General features: G+C 71.4%; 15 protein-coding genes. 7 read left to right on the plus strand and 8 right to left on the minus strand.

The features are described 5' to 3' along the window. The first annotated feature begins 45 nt into the window (after positions 1 to 45). From ABCR94_RS09985 to ABCR94_RS09995, 3 genes are all read left to right on the plus strand, one after another. On the plus strand, positions 46 to 783 hold the full coding sequence (locus tag ABCR94_RS09985; protein WP_214920005.1) for a response regulator transcription factor: 738 nt from the start codon (positions 46 to 48) through the stop codon (positions 781 to 783). Further along, entirely contained in the window at positions 780 to 1,856 is a 1,077-nt protein-coding gene (locus ABCR94_RS09990) for a HAMP domain-containing sensor histidine kinase (protein ID WP_347118847.1), read from the plus strand. Before ABCR94_RS09985 ends, ABCR94_RS09990 begins: the two co-directional genes overlap by 4 nt. Before the next feature lie 259 nt (positions 1,857 to 2,115). Next, positions 2,116 to 5,937 carry a multifunctional oxoglutarate decarboxylase/oxoglutarate dehydrogenase thiamine pyrophosphate-binding subunit/dihydrolipoyllysine-residue succinyltransferase subunit gene (locus ABCR94_RS09995; protein ID WP_347118848.1) on the plus strand — a complete coding sequence of 1,274 codons (3,822 nt, stop codon included), beginning with the start codon at positions 2,116 to 2,118 and terminating at the stop codon, positions 5,935 to 5,937. 103 nt (positions 5,938 to 6,040) lie between these two features. Here ABCR94_RS09995 and ABCR94_RS10000 read toward each other — a convergent pair whose 3' ends face one another. After that, on the minus strand, positions 6,041 to 9,589 hold the full coding sequence (locus ABCR94_RS10000; RefSeq protein ID WP_347118849.1) for an SAV_2336 N-terminal domain-related protein: 3,549 nt from the start codon (positions 9,587 to 9,589) through the stop codon (positions 6,041 to 6,043). Positions 9,590 to 9,630: 41 nt separating this feature from the next. Further along, entirely contained in the window at positions 9,631 to 10,764 is a 1,134-nt protein-coding gene (locus ABCR94_RS10005; RefSeq protein ID WP_521976618.1) for an AAA family ATPase, read from the minus strand. A 56-nt stretch (positions 10,765 to 10,820) separates the two neighbouring features. On the opposite strand from ABCR94_RS10005, the gene ABCR94_RS10010 reads away from it, so the two are divergent. After that, positions 10,821 to 11,695 (plus strand): IS5 family transposase gene (locus ABCR94_RS10010; RefSeq protein WP_347117187.1). Its coding sequence is split into 2 segments (ribosomal slippage): positions 10,821 to 11,156 and positions 11,159 to 11,695, totalling 873 coding nucleotides; the frame shifts between segments, so codons are not numbered across the junction. A 64-nt stretch (positions 11,696 to 11,759) separates the two neighbouring features. Here ABCR94_RS10010 and ABCR94_RS10015 read toward each other — a convergent pair. Together ABCR94_RS10015 and ABCR94_RS10020 are read right to left on the minus strand one after the other, a co-directional pair. Beyond that, positions 11,760 to 13,700 (minus strand): VMAP-C domain-containing protein, encoded by a 1,941-nt coding sequence (locus ABCR94_RS10015; protein WP_347118850.1) that lies wholly within the window; start codon positions 13,698 to 13,700, stop codon positions 11,760 to 11,762. After that, positions 13,697 to 14,041: a CU044_2847 family protein gene (locus ABCR94_RS10020; protein WP_347118851.1), complete on the minus strand. Its 345-nt coding sequence runs from the start codon at positions 14,039 to 14,041 to the stop codon at positions 13,697 to 13,699. Before ABCR94_RS10020 ends, ABCR94_RS10015 begins: the two co-directional genes overlap by 4 nt. Before the next feature lie 181 nt (positions 14,042 to 14,222). Between ABCR94_RS10020 and ABCR94_RS10025 the strand changes: the two genes are divergently transcribed. Next, positions 14,223 to 14,405 carry a DUF6104 family protein gene (locus tag ABCR94_RS10025; protein ID WP_347118852.1) on the plus strand — a complete coding sequence of 61 codons (183 nt, stop codon included), beginning with the start codon at positions 14,223 to 14,225 and terminating at the stop codon, positions 14,403 to 14,405. A 31-nt stretch (positions 14,406 to 14,436) separates the two neighbouring features. Here ABCR94_RS10025 and ABCR94_RS10030 read toward each other — a convergent pair whose 3' ends face one another. Beyond that, on the minus strand, positions 14,437 to 15,267 hold the full coding sequence (locus tag ABCR94_RS10030; RefSeq protein ID WP_347118853.1) for a hypothetical protein: 831 nt from the start codon (positions 15,265 to 15,267) through the stop codon (positions 14,437 to 14,439). A gap of 157 nt (positions 15,268 to 15,424) precedes the next feature. On the opposite strand from ABCR94_RS10030, the gene ABCR94_RS10035 reads away from it, so the two are divergent. Next, positions 15,425 to 16,300, plus strand: a complete 876-nt coding sequence (locus tag ABCR94_RS10035) for a DUF4097 family beta strand repeat-containing protein (protein ID WP_347118854.1) — start codon at positions 15,425 to 15,427, stop codon at positions 16,298 to 16,300. Position 16,301: 1 nt separating this feature from the next. Further along, positions 16,302 to 17,357 carry a PadR family transcriptional regulator gene (locus ABCR94_RS10040; RefSeq protein WP_347118855.1) on the plus strand — a complete coding sequence of 352 codons (1,056 nt, stop codon included), beginning with the start codon at positions 16,302 to 16,304 and terminating at the stop codon, positions 17,355 to 17,357. 393 nt (positions 17,358 to 17,750) lie between these two features. Here the strand turns inward: ABCR94_RS10040 and ABCR94_RS10045 are convergent, their stop codons facing one another. From ABCR94_RS10045 to ABCR94_RS10055, 3 genes are read right to left on the minus strand one after another with little or no spacing between them, the layout of a single operon-like run. Then, positions 17,751 to 18,323 carry a Clp protease N-terminal domain-containing protein gene (locus tag ABCR94_RS10045; protein ID WP_347118856.1) on the minus strand — a complete coding sequence of 191 codons (573 nt, stop codon included), beginning with the start codon at positions 18,321 to 18,323 and terminating at the stop codon, positions 17,751 to 17,753. Further along, positions 18,323 to 18,532, minus strand: a complete 210-nt coding sequence (locus tag ABCR94_RS10050) for an RNA polymerase sigma factor sigma-70 region 4 domain-containing protein (RefSeq protein WP_347118857.1) — start codon at positions 18,530 to 18,532, stop codon at positions 18,323 to 18,325. Before ABCR94_RS10050 ends, ABCR94_RS10045 begins: the two co-directional genes overlap by 1 nt. A gap of 48 nt (positions 18,533 to 18,580) precedes the next feature. Then, positions 18,581 to 20,002: a cellulase family glycosylhydrolase gene (locus ABCR94_RS10055; RefSeq protein ID WP_347118858.1), complete on the minus strand. Its 1,422-nt coding sequence runs from the start codon at positions 20,000 to 20,002 to the stop codon at positions 18,581 to 18,583. Positions 20,003 to 20,029 lie beyond the last annotated feature (27 nt).

Consider the following 20,029-nt stretch of genomic DNA (forward strand, 5'->3'; position numbering starts at 1 on the left):
TGCCCTACACACGGGATCTAGATAGAGAACTCCCAGGGGCGGGCGATGGAGCAGACACACACCAGCCACAACGGCCTCGCGGCCACTCCCGGCGCTCAGCGCCGGGTGCTGGTCGTCGAGGACGATGCCACGATCGTCGACGCCATTGCAGCGCGGCTGCGTGCCGAGGGCTTCCAGGTTCAGACGGCCGTCGACGGCCCTGCGGCCGTGGACGCGGCCGAGGCATGGCAACCCGATCTGATGGTTCTCGACATCATGCTGCCGGGCTTCGACGGCCTTGAGGTCTGCCGTCGCGTCCAGGCGCAGCGCCCGGTGCCGGTCCTGATGCTGACGGCCCGCGACGACGAGACCGACATGCTGGTCGGCCTCGGGGTCGGCGCGGACGACTACATGACAAAACCGTTCTCCATGCGTGAGCTGGCGGCCCGGGTGCACGTTCTGCTGCGCCGGGTGGAGCGGGCGACCCTCGCCGCCTCCACTCCGCGCAGTGGAATCCTGCGCCTCGGCGAGCTGGAGATCGACCACGCGCAGCGCAGGGTGCGGGTGCGCGGTGAGGACGTGCATCTGACGCCCACTGAGTTCGACCTGCTCGTATGCCTGGCGAACACGCCTCGGGCCGTGCTCTCGCGCGAGCAGCTGCTCGCCGAGGTGTGGGACTGGGCGGACGCGTCGGGCACCAGGACCGTCGACAGCCACATCAAGGCGCTGCGCCGGAAGATCGGCGCGGAGCGCATCCGTACGGTGCACGGCGTGGGGTACGCCCTGGAGACCCCGCCCGCATGACCCGGCAGGGGAACGGGCTGCGGCCCTTCTCGATCAAGACCAAGCTCGGCACGCTGGTGGTCGTCTCGGTCTTCATCACCACCGGTCTCATCCTGGTCGCGCTGCGCACCAAGACGGAGCTGCGCTTCATCACCGTCTTCTCGGTGATCGCCTCGATGCTGATCACCCAGTTCGTGGCGCACAGCCTGACGTCGCCGCTCGACGACATGACGACGGTGGCCCGGTCGATCGCGCACGGTGACTACACCCGCCGGGTGCGCGGCGCCGGGCGCCGCGACGAGCTGGGCGATCTCGCCGCCACGATCAACCGCATGGCGGACGATCTGGAGGCCGTGGACCGGCACCGCAAGGAGTTGGTCGCCAATGTCTCGCACGAGCTGAGAACCCCCATCGCGGGGCTGAGAGCCGTGCTGGAGAACGTCGTGGACGGGGTGTCCGCGGCGGACCCCGAGACGATGCGCACGGCGCTGAAGCAGACGGAGCGCCTCGGGCGGCTGGTGGAGACACTGCTCGACCTGTCGCGCCTCGACAATGGCGTCGTACCGCTGAAGGCGCGGCGCTTTGAGGTCTGGCCGTACCTCTCGGGCGTGCTCAAGGAGGCGAACGTACTGGCCTCCCAGCGCGGTCTTGCCTCGGGCTCGGGCAGCCACACGCGTACCGACGTACACCTGCACCTGGATGTGTCGCCGCCCGAGCTGACCGCGCACGCGGACGCGGAGCGGCTGCACCAGGTCGTCGCCAATCTCCTGGACAACGCGGTCAAGCACTCCCCGCCGCACGGCCGGGTCACCATCCGGGCCAGGCGCGGCCCGCAGCCGGAGAGTCTGGACCTGGAGGTCCTGGACGAGGGTCCCGGAATCCCGGAGTCCGAATGGCACCGGGTCTTCGAGCGCTTCAACCGCGGCAGCTCGCCCTCCCCGCACGGTCCGGGCAGTGACGGCGGTACGGGTCTGGGGCTCGCCATCGCCCGCTGGGCGGTGGATCTGCACGGCGGGCACATCGGAGTGGCCGAATCTACTCGGGGCTGCCGGATCCAGGTCACCCTTCCGGGAAGCCCGCGGCCAAGCAGTTGACGTAGGGTTCGAACCGGATGTGCACGTTCTGCGTGTCATCCACAGGGGGGTACGGCCCAGCGGGGCCGTAACCACGGTCCGGCCTATCCGGGCCACAGCGGAACCATGCTCGTTTCCCGCCAATCCATGCGCCGAAACCAGCACTGCAATGTGACTTACGCGACGGATGCCCGCCCGGCCTGCACCTGTCGGCCGGGGAGGCGTAGCCTTTATTTCCGCTGTCCATCACCTTGCGAAGCGGAAGAGGGCGGTTCACGCCGTGTCGTCTCAGTCCCCCAGTAGCTCGAGCATCTCGACCGACCAAGTCGGGCAGGGAAAGAACCCTGCCGCTGCCTTCGGTCCCAATGAGTGGCTCGTCGACGAGATCTATCAGCAGTACCTCCAGGACCCGAATTCGGTCGACCGCGCCTGGTGGGACTTCTTCGCCGACTACAAGCCAGGCTCCCCCGGCGCGGCGGAGAAGCCTGCCACCGACGGCACCGGGGCCACCACCCCGGCCGCCGCCCCGGCCCAGCCGGCCACCGCGGCCCAGGCCGCACCTGCGCCTGCCGCGCCCGCTGCGGCCGTACCCGCCCCTGCCGCGCCCGCCCCTGTGGCGAAGCCCGCGGCAGCAGCACCGGCGTCCGCGCCCGCCAAGCCGGCCGCGACCGCTCCGGCGGCGAAGGTCCCGGCGGACAAGCCCGTCGCGGACCAGGCCGTCGCCGAGGCCCCCGCGGGCCCCGAGCTGGTCACACTGCGCGGCCCCGCAGCGGCGGTCGCCAAGAACATGAACGCCTCCCTTGAGGTGCCCACGGCCACGTCCGTGCGCGCCGTCCCGGTGAAGCTGCTGTTCGACAACCGCATCGTCATCAACAACCACCTCAAGCGCGCCCGGGGCGGGAAGGTCTCCTTCACGCACCTCATCGGGTACGCGATGGTGCAGGCCATCAAGGCCATGCCGACCATGAACCAGTCGTTCATGGAGAAGGACGGCAAGCCGACGCTGGTCAAGCCCGCGCATGTGAACCTGGGCCTGGCCATCGACCTGGTGAAGCCGAACGGCGACCGCCAGCTCGTCGTCGCGGCCATCAAGAAGGCCGAGACGCTCAGCTTCTTCGAGTTCTGGCAGGCGTACGAGGACATCGTCCGCCGCGCCCGCGCGAACAAGCTGACGATGGACGACTTCACCGGCGTCACCGCCTCGCTGACCAACCCCGGCGGCATCGGCACCGTCCACTCCGTGCCCCGCCTGATGCCCGGTCAGGGCCTCATCCTGGGCGTCGGCGCGATGGACTACCCGGCCGAGTTCCAGGGCACGTCGCAGGACACCCTGAACAAGCTGGGCATCGCCAAGGTCATGACGCTGACCTCGACGTACGACCACCGGGTCATCCAGGGCGCCGCCTCCGGCGAGTTCCTGCGGATCCTCGCCAACATGCTCCTCGGCGAGAGCGGTTTCTACGACGACGTCTTCGAGTCGCTGCGCATCCCCTACGAGCCGGTCCGCTGGCTCAAGGACATCGACGTCTCGCACGACGCCGACGTCACCAAGGCCGCGCGGGTCTTCGAGCTGATCCACTCCTACCGGGTCCGCGGCCACGTCATGGCCGACACCGACCCGCTGGAGTACCGCCAGCGCAAGCACCCCGACCTCGACATCAATGTGCACGGGCTCACGCTGTGGGACCTGGAGCGCGAGTTCGCGGTCGGCGGTTTCGGCGGCAAGTCGATGATGAAGCTGCGCGACATCCTCGGCGTCCTGCGCGACTCGTACTGCCGCACCACGGGCATCGAGTTCATGCACATCCAGGACCCGAAGCAGCGCCAGTGGATCCAGGACCGCGTCGAGCGCCAGGGCACCAAGCCCGAGCGCGAGGAGCAGCTGCGCATCCTGCGCCGGCTGAACGCCGCGGAGGCGTTCGAGACCTTCCTGCAGACGAAGTACGTCGGCCAGAAGCGGTTCTCCCTGGAGGGCGGCGAGTCCGTCGTCCCGCTGCTCGACGCCGTGATCGACTCGGCCGCCGAGTCGCGTCTCGACGAGGTCGTCATCGGCATGGCCCACCGCGGCCGGCTGAACATCCTCGCCAACATCGTCGGCAAGTCGTACGCGCAGATCTTCCGGGAGTTCGAGGGCAACCTCGACCCGAAGTCGATGCACGGCTCCGGCGACGTCAAGTACCACCTGGGCGCCGAGGGCACCTTCACGGGGCTCGACGGCGAGCAGATCAAGGTCTCGCTGGTCGCCAACCCCTCGCACCTGGAGGCGGTCGACCCGGTCCTTGAGGGTGTCGCCCGCGCCAAGCAGGACGTCATCAACAAGGGCGGTACGGACTTCACGGTCCTGCCCATCGCCCTGCACGGCGACGCGGCCTTCGCGGGCCAGGGCGTCGTGGCCGAGACGCTCAACATGTCGCAGCTGCGCGGCTACCGCACCGGCGGCACGGTGCACGTCGTCATCAACAACCAGGTCGGCTTCACCGCCGCCCCGGAGGCCTCGCGTTCCTCGATGTACGCCACCGACGTGGCCCGCATGATCGAGGCGCCGATCTTCCACGTGAACGGCGACGACCCGGAGGCCGTGGTCCGCGTCGCGCGCCTCGCCTTCGAGTTCCGCCAGGTGTTCAACAAGGACGTCGTGATCGACCTCATCTGCTACCGCCGCCGCGGTCACAACGAGGGCGACAACCCGCAGTTCACCAACCCGCAGATGTACAAGCTGATCGACAAGAAGCGCTCGGTGCGCAAGCTCTACACCGAGTCCCTCATCGGTCGCGGCGACATCACGCTGGAAGAGGCGGAGCAGGCGCTCCAGGACTTCCAGGGCCAGCTGGAGAAGGTCTTCGCGGAGGTACGTGAGGCCACTTCGCAGCCCGCCGCGGTGCCGGTCCCGGACGCCCAGGCCGAGTTCCCGGTGCACGTCACCACCGCGATCTCCCAGGAGGTCGTGAAGCGGATCGCCGAGTCCCAGGTCAACATCCCCGACCGGGTCAAGGTGCACCCGCGCCTGATGCCGCAGATGCAGCGCCGCGCCGCCTCGGTGGAGGACGGCACGATCGACTGGGGCATGGGCGAGACCCTCGCCATCGGCTCGCTGCTGATGGAGGGCGTCCCGGTCCGGCTGTCTGGCCAGGACACCCGCCGCGGCACCTTCGGCCAGCGCCACGCGGTGCTCGTCGACCAGGAGACCGGCGAGGACTACACCCCGCTGCTCTACCTCGCCGACGACCAGGCCCGCTACAACGTCTACGACTCGCTGCTCTCCGAATACGCGTGCATGGGCTTCGAGTACGGCTACTCGCTCGCCCGGCCCGAGTCGCTGGTCATGTGGGAGGCCCAGTTCGGTGACTTCGTCAACGGCGCGCAGACCGTCGTCGACGAGTTCATCTCATCGGCAGAGCAGAAGTGGGGCCAGACCTCGGGCGTCACGCTGCTCCTGCCGCACGGCTACGAGGGCCAGGGCCCGGACCACTCGTCCGCGCGCCCCGAGCGCTTCCTCCAGATGTGCGCGCAGAACAACATGACGGTCGCCATGCCGACCTTGCCGTCGAACTACTTCCACCTGCTGCGCTGGCAGGTCCACAACCCGCACCACAAGCCGCTCATCGTCTTCACCCCGAAGTCGATGCTGCGTCTGAAGGCGGCGGCGTCGAAGGCGGAAGAATTCATCAACGGCGGGTTCCGTCCGGTGATCGGCGATGTGTCGGTCGACCCGGCCGCCGTCCGCAAGGTCGTCTTCTGCGCCGGCAAGGTCTACTACGACCTGGAGGCCGAGCGTCAGAAGCGCGGCAGCACGGACACCGCGATCATCCGTCTGGAGCGCCTGTACCCGCTGCCGGGCAAGGAGCTCCAGCAGGAGATCGCGAAGTACCCGAACGCCGAGAAGTACCTGTGGACGCAGGAGGAGCCGGCGAACCAGGGTGCGTGGCCGTTCATCGCGCTCAACCTGATCGACCACCTCGACCTGGCGGTCGGCGCGGACGTCCCGCACGGCGAGCGCCTGCGCCGCATCTCGCGCCCGCACGGCTCGTCCCCGGCGGTCGGTTCGGCGAAGCGCCACCAGGCGGAGCAGCAGCAGCTGATGAACGAGGTCTTCGAGGCCTGACCCCGGCCCGATCGGCTCGTACGGCCGATCGACTCGTACGCACGCCGGAAGCCCGGCCCCGCAGCACGTGGGGCCGGGCTTCCGGCGTTGCGGGAGCCGTCGGCTAAGAGGCGTCCCCCTGTGGGCCCTCGGACCCCGGCAGGCCAGTGCCCGGCGGGTCGTACAGGACCGCGAGGTCACGCGCCCACTCGACCTCCTCGGTGCGCAACGCACGGATACGCGTGAGCAGTTCGGGGATGTCGGCTGCCCCGTCGAGCGCCTCGCCGACCCGGTCGAAGAACGCGGCGCAGTCGTCGTGGCGCCGGCCGCGCCGCCACAGGGCGAGCGGAAACCCCGCCCGGAGTACGTCGTCCAGGGCGGCACCGGCTGTACAGGCCACCGGGACGGCGTTGAGCGGGGTCGTACTGTCCGACTGCCGGGATCGCCGCCAGCTGGCCCCCTGCGGAAGCCGCAGGGGTGCCATCAGTAGAGGACCGCGCAAAAACGCCGCCCAACGGGCGGACCTGACCTCCGGGTCGGAGTGCAGCGCCGCTGCGTCCCTCAGCACGACGTGGCAGCGCTCTGCCAGGGGTGACGAGCCCGGCCCGGGTACCCGCCACCGCTCGACCGGCTCATCGAACAGCTCTCGCACGAGGGAGAGTTGGACGGTCGGTACGGTGTCGGGGGTCTCCACGCGGCGCAGTGCCTCGTCGATATTCCATACGAGCGATGCGCGCAGCTCCGCGAAGGGCACCCCTCGGTCGTCGTGCGTGTACACCTCAAGCCGACGGGTGGCGCCGTCGCTCAGCATCCAGATCTTCCAGACGAAAGTGCGGCCCCAGTCCCGGGGGATGATCTCGACAGCGATGTCCACCGGGGCCACCAGCGGCTCAGAAGCACGGCCGATGATGTCGGCGACCTCTTGCCGAGAGCCGAACGACAGGGGCAGCGCGGCTCGTTCGACCCACTCGCGCAGCTCCAGCAACTCGGGCACGGACTTCTGGGGGCTATCGAGCAGCACCGCTATGTGCGCCAGCATCAGCGGCATGTCGCCAACAACCTCGGCGAACTCGGCGGCCTTGGCGGAGGCGAGGTGCGCAACGTGACGCCTCAAGTAGGCCACGGATTCACGGCGTTCGAAGGGGCCGACCGGCAGGAGCTCGTCGATCCGGGCCTCGTGCCCGTCCCGGGTCGTGACCAGCAAGTGCGCCTCCCCGTAAGTCGATCGCTCAATGACTTCACTCGGCGCGAAGTCGTCGACAACCACCAGGCGGCGTTCCTTGCGCGGCCCCGCCGACGCCCTCACCGTTCGGCCCCCGCCGCTCGCAGCGTTGACCACTTCTGCGACGGCCGCGTCCATCAGCCTGTTGAACTGCCGTCTCAACGCCTCCTTGTCCGTTCCGGTCAGCCACCACACCGCGTCGTATTCCGCACTGAAGCGGTGGGCGTACTCCACGGCGAGCTGCGTCTTGCCGATGCCCGCCGGCCCGGTGAGCACGCATTGTGCGACGGGTGACCGGCCCCCGAACCTGCCCCGCACCTCGTCCAGCAGCTCCTCACGCCCGGTGAAGGCGATGTTGCGCTCGGGGACTCCCTCCCACACTTGCGGCGGCGTGTTCGGGAACCGGGTGCCCGGCCCTCGCAGAGGAGTCCGACGGACTCGATGGTCAAGGCCGAGGCGGGCGAGCAGCTGCTCCTCGGCCCGGCTCTCGGTGACCTCCGTGAGGTCGGGCGGGTCGAGCAGCGAGGTCAGTGCGTGCGGTACGGACAGCTGAAGCTCGCCGAAGAGGACGGCGGCCAACCGTTGGGTCCGGTCCGGGGTCAGCCTGCCCAAAGCCGCGTCCCAGTCGAGGTGTTGATCGAGAGAGATATGGAAGAACGCGTTGCTGAGCAGCAGCACCACCCGGCCCGGGCCCGCCTCCAATGACTCCATGAGGGCACCCTCCAGCGCCTCGTCCGGAGCGATGTTCCACCGCCGCAGGACGACTTCGTGCCCATGGGCCACCAGCACCCGCCTCATCCAGGCGGCCCACGACCGGTCGCATCCGGCGTGGAGCAGGGTGATCCGTTCCCTGACCGGCACATCCACCCAACCGTCCCCCGACCCCGGCCCCTTGGCGGCGTACCGGCGCAGGATCCGGGACGACACCTCGGCGAACGCGTCAGGGACCTTCGTACCGTCGCCCGGCCCGCGATGCACCTCCATGCCCGCGAGCCGGGCCGCGGCCAGCGCGGGGAAGTTGTCGGCGCGGCGCCCGAAGTGGCGTTCGACGTAGGCCCCGCAGAGCTGGAGGACGAGCATGGCGTCCCCCTTGGGCAGCATGGCCAGCAGCAACTCCTGGACGCCCGGCGGGAATTCGTACCAGCCGTCCTCCGCACCCCGGCGCAGCAGCCCGCTCAGCAGGACCTCGGCCAGCTCGGGCGGGCCCGTCGCCGGGTGCAGGGCCCGCTGGACGAGCTGCATCACCGGGAGCGTGAGCGGTACGGCGGACAGCGAGACCGCGAGCTGCACCGCGGGGGTTGAAGTGCTGCGCCGGAAGGCCCGGACGAGGGCGTCGGCGGACGGAGGGGGAGTCAGGACGCCGGGGCGGAAGCCTGCGGCCGGCGGGTGGCCCGGGCGGACCCAGCCGGCCGCCGCGGGCAGGGAAAGGCCCGTCTCGCCCGCAAGGAGCCGCGCCCAGACCCCGAACGCGGTCCCGGTCAGCCCGAGCACAGGCACGGCCAGCGCGGGCGCCGGGGCGGCGCCCTGACGGGGCGTGAACTCCAGCCGGGCGCCCAGCCCTTCGTGCCGGCGCAGGGTGCCGGGCAGGGCCGGCAGATGGGTGCGGGACCACATGCGCTGCGGCAGCGGCTGTACGAGCGCCACGGGCCCGGCCAACGCCCAGTGGTGCAGCAGGCGGTGCATGCGGCCGCTGCGCCACAGCGGTCCCGCGCAGTCGCTGAGCAGCAGCGTCAGCTGACGCCCCGTCGGATCGCGCAGTTGCTCGGCGGCGCGCAGTGGGCGGTTCTCGTCGCGGGTCCTGCCGATGAGGGGGCGGCCGTCCGGGCCCTGATGGACGTAGTGGACCGAGACCTCGCGGAAGGCGCCGGTGCCCGCGCAGATCTGCCGCAGCTCGGCAAGGGTGCGGTCCCAGACGACCGTGGAGGTGGAGGCGTCCATCAGCAGTTGCAGGCGGGCCTGGCGGCGGCCGGTCGCGAGCATGACGGGCAGCAACAGGCCGGTCTCCGCGGCACGTTCGGCGGTGGCCTGCTCATCCAGGACACGGGCCGGGGTGCGGCCGGGCGGGCGGTGGCGCTGGAGGGGACGCAGTGCGCGCTGGAGCTGGAGGGCGTGGGGCAGGGCGGTGGCCTGCCCCACGCGGACCTGCGCGAAGGCCGTCCCGGGACCGCTCACCGCTTCGCTGGGCTGCTCGGGGTAGAGGCGGACGGCCGCGTCGTCGCCGGTGCGCCGGGCGCGCGTGGCATCGCGCGCCGGGGCCGGCGGGAGGGTCGCGGGCGGCTCGGGCGGCGTGGCGTCCGCACGGCGCTCCGGGGCGGCGGGCGCGGTCAGGGACGCGGGCCCGATGTGGCGGGCCAGCCACAGCGCTTCGGCGAGTTCGCGCGCGTTCGGCTCGACGCCCACACGGCGTACGCGTGCGACGAACCGGGCCAGCGGATCGGGGTCCGGGGCCATCGGATCAGCGTCCGGGTTCCGGGGATCGGGGTCCGGGGCCATCAGCGCGGCCCCTGCCCGCCCTGGTCGAGCGGTCGCATCAGCAGCTCGGCGAGCCGCTGCCGGTCCGGTTCCGTTTCGCGTACGGCCTGCTGGGTGAGGTAGATGGCGTTGAGCAGCTGGTCGGCGGCGCGTAGCGAGCCGGGGCTGCTCTCCAGGAAGTGCCGGACCAGGGCGTCGTTCCTCTCCGGGTCGGCGGTGCCGAAGTGGGCACGGACCATGGCGGCGAGGCGGTCGGCGCCCCACTGGTCGTTCTTCGGTGACGGCAGATCCAGGTGGAGGCAGCGGCGCATCAGCGGCGCGGGGAAGTCGCGCTCTCCGTTGCTGGTCATCACCACTACGGGGAACGCACGGCAGCGCACCCGACCCTGTGCGACGGGGGCGCGCCCGCCGTCGTCCGTCAGCACCTCGACGCGCTCCTGGGTGCCGGTGATCCGTTCGAGCTCGGCGATGGCGAACTCGCCTTCCTCCAGAGCCGTCAACAGGTCGTTGGGCAGGTCGATGTCGCTCTTGTCGAGCTCGTCGACGAGTAGTACGCGCGGCCGGTCGTGCGGCAGCAGCGCGGTGCCGAGCGGTCCGAGCCGCAGGTAGCCGCCGATGTCCTCGGTGCGACCACGCGCCGGACGCCGTGCGGCGGGACGCGGACCGGCGCGCCGCGCGGCCCCGAGACCCGTGCGGCGGGGGCGGGACGGGCCGGGGGCGGCGGGCCGGGGGCCCTGCCGGCTCAGCTGCATGTCCTGGAGCCGGGCGATGGCGTCGTACGTGTAGAGGCCCTCGCGCAGTGTCGTACGGCTGACGATCGGCCAGTGCAGCACCCGGCCGAGCCCCAACTCGTGTGCCAGGGCGTGCGCGAGGGTGGACTTGCCCGACCCGGGGTCCCCGGTGACCAGCAGGGGACGACGCAAGTACAGCGCGGCGTTGATGAGTTCCAGCTCCTCGGGGCGCCACGACAGGGTCGGTACGCCGGAGGGGCGGCGGGTGCCGAGGCGCCGGGTCGACTCGCTGCCGAGCGGTGGTGTGCCTGTGGTCACGGGACCGCCGTCGAAGTCACGCCAGTGGGGCGGGGGCGGCAGCCTGCTGATGCCGTCGTGCGGCTCGCCGGTTCCCCGGAAGATCAACCAGTCGGGAGTGATCACTGGGCGCTCCTAGGGCCTGTTGCGAAAGTGGATCTTGACTGTGAAACGATCACGGTGTGGCGCGTGGAGATCTGACAGACGAACAGTGGGTACGGCTGGAACCGCTCTTGCCGAAGGGCAGTAAGTCCGGCCGACCGCCGATATGGCCCAGGCGGCAGCTGATCAACGGCATACGGTGGCGGACCCGGGCCGGCACGCCGTGGCGGGATGTGCCCGAGCGGTACGGGCCGTGGGACCGGGTCTACGATCTGTTCCGGCGCTGGCAGCGGGACGGCACCTGGAAGCGGATCTTCACCGAACTGCAGGCCCAGGCCGACGCGAAGGACCTGATCACCTGGGATGTGAGTGTCGACTCAACGGTGTGCCGAGCCCATCAGCACGCCGCCGGTGCGGTGAAAAGGGGGATCTCCAGAAGGAGCCGCCCGGAGGTGTCGAGACCGAGCCGGACGACCACGGGCTCGGGCGCTCACGCGGTGGGCTGACCACCAAGATTCACCTCGCGGTCGAGCAGGGGCAAAAACCCATGTCCATCGTGATCACGGCCGGGCAGCGCGGCGATTCCCCGCAGTTCGAACCGGTACTTGAGCGCATCCGGGTACCCCGCAAGGGGCTGGGGCGTCCCCGCAAACGGCCCGCCAAAGTCCGCGCCGACAAGGCGTACGGCTCCCGGAAGAATCGCGCCTACCTGCGCAGACGCGGGATCCGCTGCACGATCCCGGAGAAGAAGGACCAGATCCGCAACCGCAGGAAGCTTGGTTCCCGTGGCGGCCGACCGCCGAAGTTCGACAAGGCCGACTACCGCGAACGCCACGCAGTCGAGTGCGGGATCAACCGCCTCAAACGTCACCGGGCCGTCGCCACGAGATACGACAAACTCGCCGTCCGCTACGAAGCCACCATCCTCGTCGCAGCCATCAATGAGTGGCTGTGACCAGCACTTTCGCAACAGGCCCTAGAGCTCGGTCGGATGATGCCGGGGCTTCTCAACAGCCTTGTCACTCCGGGGAGTTCAGCACCTGCGTGAATTCCGGCAGCGGGCGGTCGGGGTCGTCGTACAGCAGAGCGAGTGGTTCGGCCCAGTCCGCGCGGGTGTCGGCGCAGCTGATGCGCTCGCGCAGCAGCCGCAGCTCCTCGGGCAGCGCGCAGGCCCGGCCCGCTCGGCGCAGCAGCTCGGCCACCCCTCCGTGGAGGAGCGCGCAGCCGGCTCCGCAACCGGCCCGGTGGGGCGTGCCCCGGCTCCACAGCGCGAGGCCGAAGCCCGCATCGATGGCTTCGCCCAGCGGGCCCGCACCCTCGGCGGCCGTGCGGCACAGCACCGGCACGTCGCCGTCCCGTGCGGCGTCCAGCCAGCCGGATTCCCCGACGGCGTCGGCGAGCGGCAGGGCCCGCAGGCCCCCGTCGGCCACCCCCCGCCAGCGGGCCTGCCAGGCCTCCGGCGGCGCTCCCCGCCGGTCCAGGCTGCGCAGGACCACCTGCCGGTGGACGCCGAACGGGCGCTCCGCCGGGTCCGGTCTGATGGTGCGGGCGACCAGACCGGCCCGCCACAGGTGCACGTCCACGTCGAACTTGGCTACGGGAAGGGCGAGTTCGAGTCGAGCGGGCCGCTGCTCGGTGTCGAGCTCGATGAAGGCCGCCCGCAGCGGTTCGCTCAGCAGATGCGGCAGTTCGGCCAGGGCCACCCCGTCCTGGCCGGTTTCCTGGGCCCAGGCACCGGCCGGCCGTGCGCCGCCCGCCCAGGTCCAGATCCGCCAGTGGAAGCGGTCGTCGGGCCGGAAGGCGTCGGGCTCCAGCTCGACCGTCACCACCGGGCCGTTCGTGTCCGTCGCGGCGGCGCGCACCAGTGCGGCGGGCACGGGTGCCTTCGCCCGTTTCAGCAGGGCCTGATGAGGGCCGGGCAGCTGCTCCGACCTGCCACGCACCCAGCGTTTCAGCTTCCGCGCAGGGCTGGGGCACTGCTCCGAGCAGGCCCGGGCGACCAGCAGCAGGTAGTGCAGAAACGCGACGGCGTCGCCGTCGGCGCTCTCGTACAGCCAGCCGTGCCCGTCACGCCAGTCCCGCAGCAGGGCCTCGCCCGGCCACAACGGCTCGGCGCCCAGCACCTGTTCGATCAGCGACTTGAGGGCACTCGGTGAGGCGGGCGGCGGCAGTTCGGCCAGCAGCGCCGAGGCGGCGGCGCCGTCCCGTGCGGTCCAGCTCGCTCCCGCTTCACTGTGCAGGCCTTCCTGCCTGGCCACCCAGGACGCTCCGGACGAGCCGCGTTGCTCGCGCATCCGGTGGTGCCAGCGGTCGTGCGCGCGGATCAGGGCGCGGTACGGGTCGGGGCCAAGTGCGTCCTCCCCGCCCACCGGAACCGCCCGAGTGAAGCCACGCAGCGCCGTGGTCGCGATGGCGAGCCCCCCGTCCTTGCAGCGCCGCCGCGCCTTGACCACCCCCGCGACCACTCCGCGGTCGACGTCGAGCAGGGGCCCGCCGGAGGCGCCGTGCGGTATCTCGGCCTGTGGGCCGAGGGTCAGCCCGTACGTCCCATACGTGCCGTTGACCAGACAGTCGCCGCTCCAGGTGTCGGGGGGCGCGGCCTTGGCCGGCACGTGCCAGCCGTAGGCGGTGACGCGGTGCGGCTTGTCGTAGCGGTCGCTGAGCCGCACACAGTGGTGCGGGATGTCCTCAAGCAGGCGGACGAGCAGCAGGTCCTGCTCGGGGTCGGCGCCGTCGCCCAGCCAGTAGCCGAGCCGGGCCGTGGCCCGGCCGTGAGCACCGTGCACCAGTATCGGGCCCACTTTGTCGAGAGGCACCCCGTCCGGCAGGATGTGCGCGCAGCTCAGCAGCCAGCCGGGGGCGACGAAGAAGCCGCTGCCCCACAGTGTGGCGGGCTCGTCGGCGGGACCGAGCCGTACGGTGGCGCGGCTCGCCAGTGCGCCGATCCGCGTTTCGGTCATGCGCCGGGACGCCAGGTGAGCGTCACGGAGATGGCCGCCTTGGCCTCCCCGTCGGCGAGCATGGCGACGGCTTTGCCCGGCTTGACCACGAGCTCGACGCCGAAGGTGGCACTCACCTCGTCCGGAGCGGCGGAGCGCGCCGCCGCGAGCACGGCGGAGCCGACACCGCTGACCAGTTCATTGAGCTGGTCGACGCGGGCGGTCAGGTGATCGAGGGCGCCGACGTCGTCGAATCCGAAGTCCTCACCGCCGTCGGGGACCTCCTCCGGCCTGAGCACACTGACCCTGGCGAGAACGGTCTGGCCGCCGGGCAGCTCGACCTCCTGGATCATCCGCTCCATGGATCGCTCCCCGTCTCGCAGCGGAACAGGCCTGCGTACAGCGCCCGTTGGTACACGTGACACATTCTGCACCGGTTCGCACGGCGGGCACAGGAGCTGTGGCAATACGGTGCGGTGCGGAAAGAAGCACGCGCCCCGCATAGCCTGGAAGCGAACGACACCGTCCCCGGGAGAGCAGCACATGTACTTCACCGACCGCGGCATCGAGGAGCTCGCCAAGCGACGCGGCGAGGAGGAGGTCTCCTTCGAGTGGCTCGCCGAGCAGCTGCGTACGTTCGTGGACCTCAACCCCGACTTCGAGGTCCCCGTCGAGCGGCTCGCGACCTGGCTGGCCCGGCTGGACGACGAAGGCGACGACGAGTAGGCCGGGATTCACCCCCCGTGCTAGCCCGGTGCTAGCCCCGCTGCCCGCGCACCCGGTCGTACAGCAGCCCCAGCGCCCCGTGCACCACCAGCACCGTCCCCGCGACCACCCAGCCCCCGCCGCGCCGCCGCAGGCCCCACAGGGTCAGCGGTACGCCCGCCGCCAGTTGGGCCGCGCCGAGCAGTCGGGCCTTCGGGCCGCGGAGCCAGGGGCCCAGCGGGCCCGCGTCGACCACGTCGAGCTCCGCGCGGACCGCGTCGCGCCAGCCCGACCACTCCACCGTCTCCGTGCCGGGCCGCACCCTGGCCGCCTCGCGCAGCCGGTCGGCGGGCTCGCCGGGGGTGAGGCCGGGCGGCAGGACCAGGCCCGAGCCGGCCAGGACGGCGAGCAGGCCGAGCAGGCGGGCGCGGGCGTCCGCGTCGGGATCGGGGAGCGTGAGCGGCTCCAGGGCCTGTACGTCGAGTACGGGGTCGAGCCCGAGCCGGGCCGCGAAGGTCCGCATCGCCTCGTCCTCGCCGAGCGGGGTGCCGTCCGCGAGCCATACGTAACCGACCGGGCGCCGGAAGCCGGACGCGAGCGTGAAGCCGGCCCGGTCGGCGTCCCACCACAGGCCGAGCACCGGCCAGGTGACGCCGACTGCCAGCGCGGCGGCCCAGCCCGAGACGACCGCGTCGACGGATTCGCCGCCGTCCAGCCAGGGTTTGCCCTCCGGCACCAGCACGCTCCACCGGCCGCGCTCAGTGCCCGCCGATGCCAGCAGCAGCCGCTCGCGCAGCAGATGCGCGGCGGGGCGCACCGCGTCGGGGTCGGCCCCGCACAGCAGCAGCGCTCCCACGGTTCCGGTTCCGGGTGTCGCGTTCATGCCCTTACGCTAGGGCAATTTGCCGCTCTTGGGAGGGTATAGGTGGGCCACTCGCCCCCGGACCGCCCTCACGGCCTTGACTTCGACAGTCCGCGATATATCGTGTATTCCAAGAGACGCGATATATTGCGTCGAGCCGACCGAGGAGGTCAGCACCATGACAGATCAGACGCGGGAAGTCGCCGAGCCTGAGAAGCTCACCTTCGAGGGCACGGTGACGGCGCTCAATGTCCGCATCGTCAACGGCACGGTGAACGTCGTCGGGACCGACGACGGCCCGGCCCGCCTGGAGGTCTCCGAGATCAGCGGCCCGCCGCTGATCGTGACCCGGGAGGGCGGCACCCTCACTGTCGCGTACGAGGACCTGCCCTGGCAGAACCTCCTGAAGTGGCTGGACCGCAAGACCTGGAGCCGCAACGCCGTCGTCTCCCTCACCGTCCCCGCCGACGCCTCGGTCGAGGTGGGTGTGATCGGCGCGGGTGCGGTCGTCTCCAGGATCAGCGGGCGTACGAACGTACGCGGCGTCACCGGCGACACGACCCTGGTCGGCCTGTCCGGCGCCGTCCACGCCGACACGGTCTCGGGCAACGTGGAGACCCAGGGCGTCACCGGCGACCTCCGCTTCAAGTCGGTCTCCGGCGACCTCACCGTCATCGAGGGCGCCGGATCGTCCGTACGGGCCGACTCGGTCAGCGGCGACATGGTCATCGACCTCGACCCCTCGGGCAAACCCACCGACATCAGCCTCACCACCGTCTCCGGCGAGGTCGCCATCCGGCTGCCGCACCCGGCGGACACCCGGGTCGAGGCGAACACCACGAGCGGCGCAGTCTCCAACGCCTTCGACGATCTGCGGGTCAGCGGCCAGTGGGGCACCAAGAAGATCACCGGCACGCTCGGTAACGGCAACGGCAAGATCAGGGCGGCGACCGTATCGGGATCCATCGCCCTGCTGCGCCGCCCGCCGGCCGAGGAAGAGCCCGTCGACGCGCACACCGCACCCACCGCCCCCGCCGACAGGAAGGTGCTCTGACATGCCTCCCGTCTTCGCCCACGGCCGTCTGCGCCTGTACCTCCTCAAGCTCCTCGACGAGGCCCCCCGCCACGGCTACGAAGTGATCCGACTCCTCGAAGAGCGCTTCCAGGGGCTGTACGCGCCCAGCGCGGGCACCGTCTATCCGCGCCTCGCCAAGCTGGAGGCCGAGGGCCTGGTCACCTACGCCACCGAGGGAGGCCGCAAGGTCTACTCGATCACCGACGCGGGCCGCGCGGAGCTGGCCGGGCGCGGCGGCGAGCTGGCCGACCTGGAGCTGGAGATCCGCGACTCGGTCTCCGAGCTGGCCGCCGAGATCCGTGACGACGTGCGCGGCGCGGCGGGTAACCTGCGCCGCGAGATGCGGGCCGCGGCGACCGAGGCCCGGCACACCTCCACCGGCCAGAAGGACACCCAACCCCCGGTGGGGGGCTGGGAGAACGCCTTCGGCGACAAGGAGGCCTGGCAGCTGGCGAAGGAGGAGCTGCGCAAGGCCAAGCAGGAGTGGAAGGAGCAGGCCCGCCGCGCCAAGGACGAGAGCCGCCGCGCCCGCGAGGACGCGCAGCAGGCCCGCCGCCAGGCCAAGGAGGCGCAGGACAAGGCGCGCGAGCAGATGCAGCGCATAGCGCAGCAGGTGCAGGACCAGGTACAGGACCACTTCGCGCGGGGCGACTGGCCCACGGGCGTACGGGAGGGACTGGCCGAGATCACCAAGGAGTTCGGCTTCTTCGGCCGCCCCCGGCCCGAGAGCGAGCCCGGGACCGGGACGAAGGCGGATCGCCCGGACGCCACGGACGCCACAGACACGGCGGAGACTGCGAACACGACAGGCGTCAAGGACGCCGTTCCCGAGCCGCCCGAGCCGGAGTGGGCGCACGAGGACGCGTCCGGCGACCCGGCCCGTGACCTGGACCGGCTGCTCGACCGCTTCCGCGACGACATCCGCGACGCGGCGCGCGACCGGGGCGTCGACGAGGACCAGCTGCGCGAGACCCGCCGCCACCTCTCGACGGCGGCGGCCCACATCGGCGCGATCCTCCGGACGCCGAAGGGCTGAGGGCGGGCGAGAACGTCGGCTCGGCGCACCCAGTGCGCCGAGCCGACGTCCATGCCTCCACCGGACAGGCCGGCTCCCACCGGCCAGACCCGACTGCCGCCGCCAAGACCTCCTGCCCGGCTGCCCGGCGACACACCCGCACTCCACCGGAGCCCCGGGGTGACTTCCCCCGGTGCCGGGTGGGGCCGTGTCGGGGCGCTCCCCGCAGGGTGTCGAACGCAACCACCGCGAACCTCACGCAGCGCTGCCCGAAGGTTCGACACCCGAGGAGACGCCCCGACGCGGCACCGCCCCCGAACGCCGCCTTCGCCACACCCGCCGCGCCCATCCCGAACAGGGCCCGTCCCGCGCTCGCCGACGCCACGCCCGCACCCCACCGGAACCCGCCCCGCCTCACCCCGCCTTCGCCACACCCTCCCCGCCCGTCCCGAACAGCGCCTGCTCCGCGCTCGCGTACGTCACCCCGTACTCCGCGAGTACGTCCGCGACCACCCCCGGCTGCGTGGTCAGCGCCAGCAGCAGATGCTCGTCGCCGATGAACCGGTCGCCGCGCCCCAGCGCGACCCGCAGCGACTTCTCCAGGGTGCCCTTCGCGGCCCGCCCGAACGGCCGGCGCCCCGACCACCACCGCCTCGGCTTCCCGCCGCCCAGCATCGCCCCCGAGCCATGCGTCTCCTCGACCCGCGCGACGATCCCCTCGACGTCGATGCCGATGCCGGCGAGCGCGTCCTCGTCGGCCTTCGACAGGCCACCGCGCCGCCTGGCCGCCTCCAACGCGCCCGCCACCGCGCCGCGCTGCCCGGTGACCCCGAGCGAGGCGAAGGCGAACGACGACCGCGTGCCCTCCTGATCCAGAAGGGCGAGCAGTAGATGCTCCTCGGTGACGGCTGCCGCGTCCATCCGCTCCGCGTGGCCGACCGCGCCCTCCACGACACCCCGGGCGCTCTTCGTGAACCGCTCGAACATCAATGCCTCCCGTGCTTCTTGTGAACGGCCTGCCTGCTGACGCCCAGCTCGGCCGCGATCTCCTGCCACGACCAGCCCTGGACGCGGGCGCTTCTCACTTGTACGGCTTCGAGCTGCTCCAGCAGCCGTCGCAGCGCGGCGACGGCGCGCAGCCCGACCCTGGGGTCGTGGTCGCCCGCACGCTGGGCGAGTTCCGTTGCTTCGGTCATACCTGTCAATTTACATTGACGGGACCGACTCGTCAACCCGGGTTGACATCAGCCGTTCGCCGACACCCGCACACCGACCCGCGCCCCCGGCCTGGCCCACACCCGGACCACTCCGCCCTCCCCGGCCGCCACCCTCCGCTCCGACGCCCACGCCGCACCGTCGACCGAGATCCGCCAGCCGCGCGCGCTCGGCGGCAGGGACACCTCGGTCGTGCGCGACCCCCGGCGCCCCGCGTCGTACACCAGGCGGTACTCGCCCGACGCCGGGTCGTACGCGTCCGTGCGCACCGCGCCCGCGACCGCCGCGGCGTACGGGGTGGCCGTCTGCTCCTTGTTCGTACGGAAGTCACCCGCGCCGTCGACCGCGCAGTAGCCGCCTCCGTAGCACCACACATAGCCCGCCCAGCCCGAGCTGTAGCGGTTCAGCGAGGCGAGCGCGTCGCGGTAGAAGCGGCCCATGGCGGGCAGGCCGTTGTTGAGCGGGCCCCACTCCCCCACCACGACCGGGACCCTGTGCTCCTTCGGATACGCCGTGACAGCGGCCTCGTACGACTCGATCCAGCCCGCCGACGGGTCATAGTCCGCGCCCGCCTCCATCCCAGCGTTATAGAAGTGCGGGGCGTAGACGACCTTCGGATCCTTGATCTTCCCGAGCCCCGTCGGTACGCCTTCCCCGACGATCGGCGTCGGCTCGACGAAGACCCAGTTGTCGCGGTCGACGGCGCGGACCGCGTCGGCGAGGCGGTTGTGCATCGGGGTGATCTGGTCGCGCTCGATGCGCCGGGCCGCCGTCGGCAGGTCCTCGCCCTCCCGCAGCTCACCCATGGGCTCATTGATCAAGTCGTAGCCGAGGACGGCCGGATGGCCGGAGAAGCGGTCGGCCAATGTCCGCCACATCTTCGCCTGGGCGCGCCGCAGATCCTGGTCCTCGTAGAGGTGGGTGAAGGCGCGCTGCACGGCTGGCTGGAAGTATTCGGAGAACCAGTCGTCGGGGTTCGGCGTGAAGGGCAGCCCGTCGGTGCGCGTCGCCCAATCGGGGATGCCGCGGTGCCCGAACGCCGGGCCGAAGACGTCCTGGTGGGCGTCGAGCAGCACCTGGATGTCGTACTTCCGCGCCCAGTCCAGGATCCGCTCGATCTTGCGGAGGTAGCGCGCGTCGTAGTGCCCTCGGCGCGGCTCCAGGTCGTCCCAGAACACCAGTAGGCGGGCGAAGTTGAAACCCTTGCCCCGCATGTCGCGGAAGTGCTTCTCGGTGATGGCGGACAGGGCCGCGTCGCCGCGGTTGGTCTTGTCCTCGACGTTCCAGCCGCGCAGGGTCAGGGCGCGCCCGCGGTCGTCGGTGAGCCGCGGGATCACACCGCCGCCACCGTCCCCCTGGCCGCTTCGTGCGTACGACGCAGGGCTCGGCCCCCCGGCCGCCAGCATCGCACCACAGCACACACCAACCGCGACCGCTCGTATCCCAGGCATGCCCGGATACAACCAGCCTGACGATGC

It is taken from the genome of Streptomyces changchenzhani, from assembly GCF_039766235.1.
Classification (GTDB): domain Bacteria; phylum Actinomycetota; class Actinomycetes; order Streptomycetales; family Streptomycetaceae; genus Streptomyces.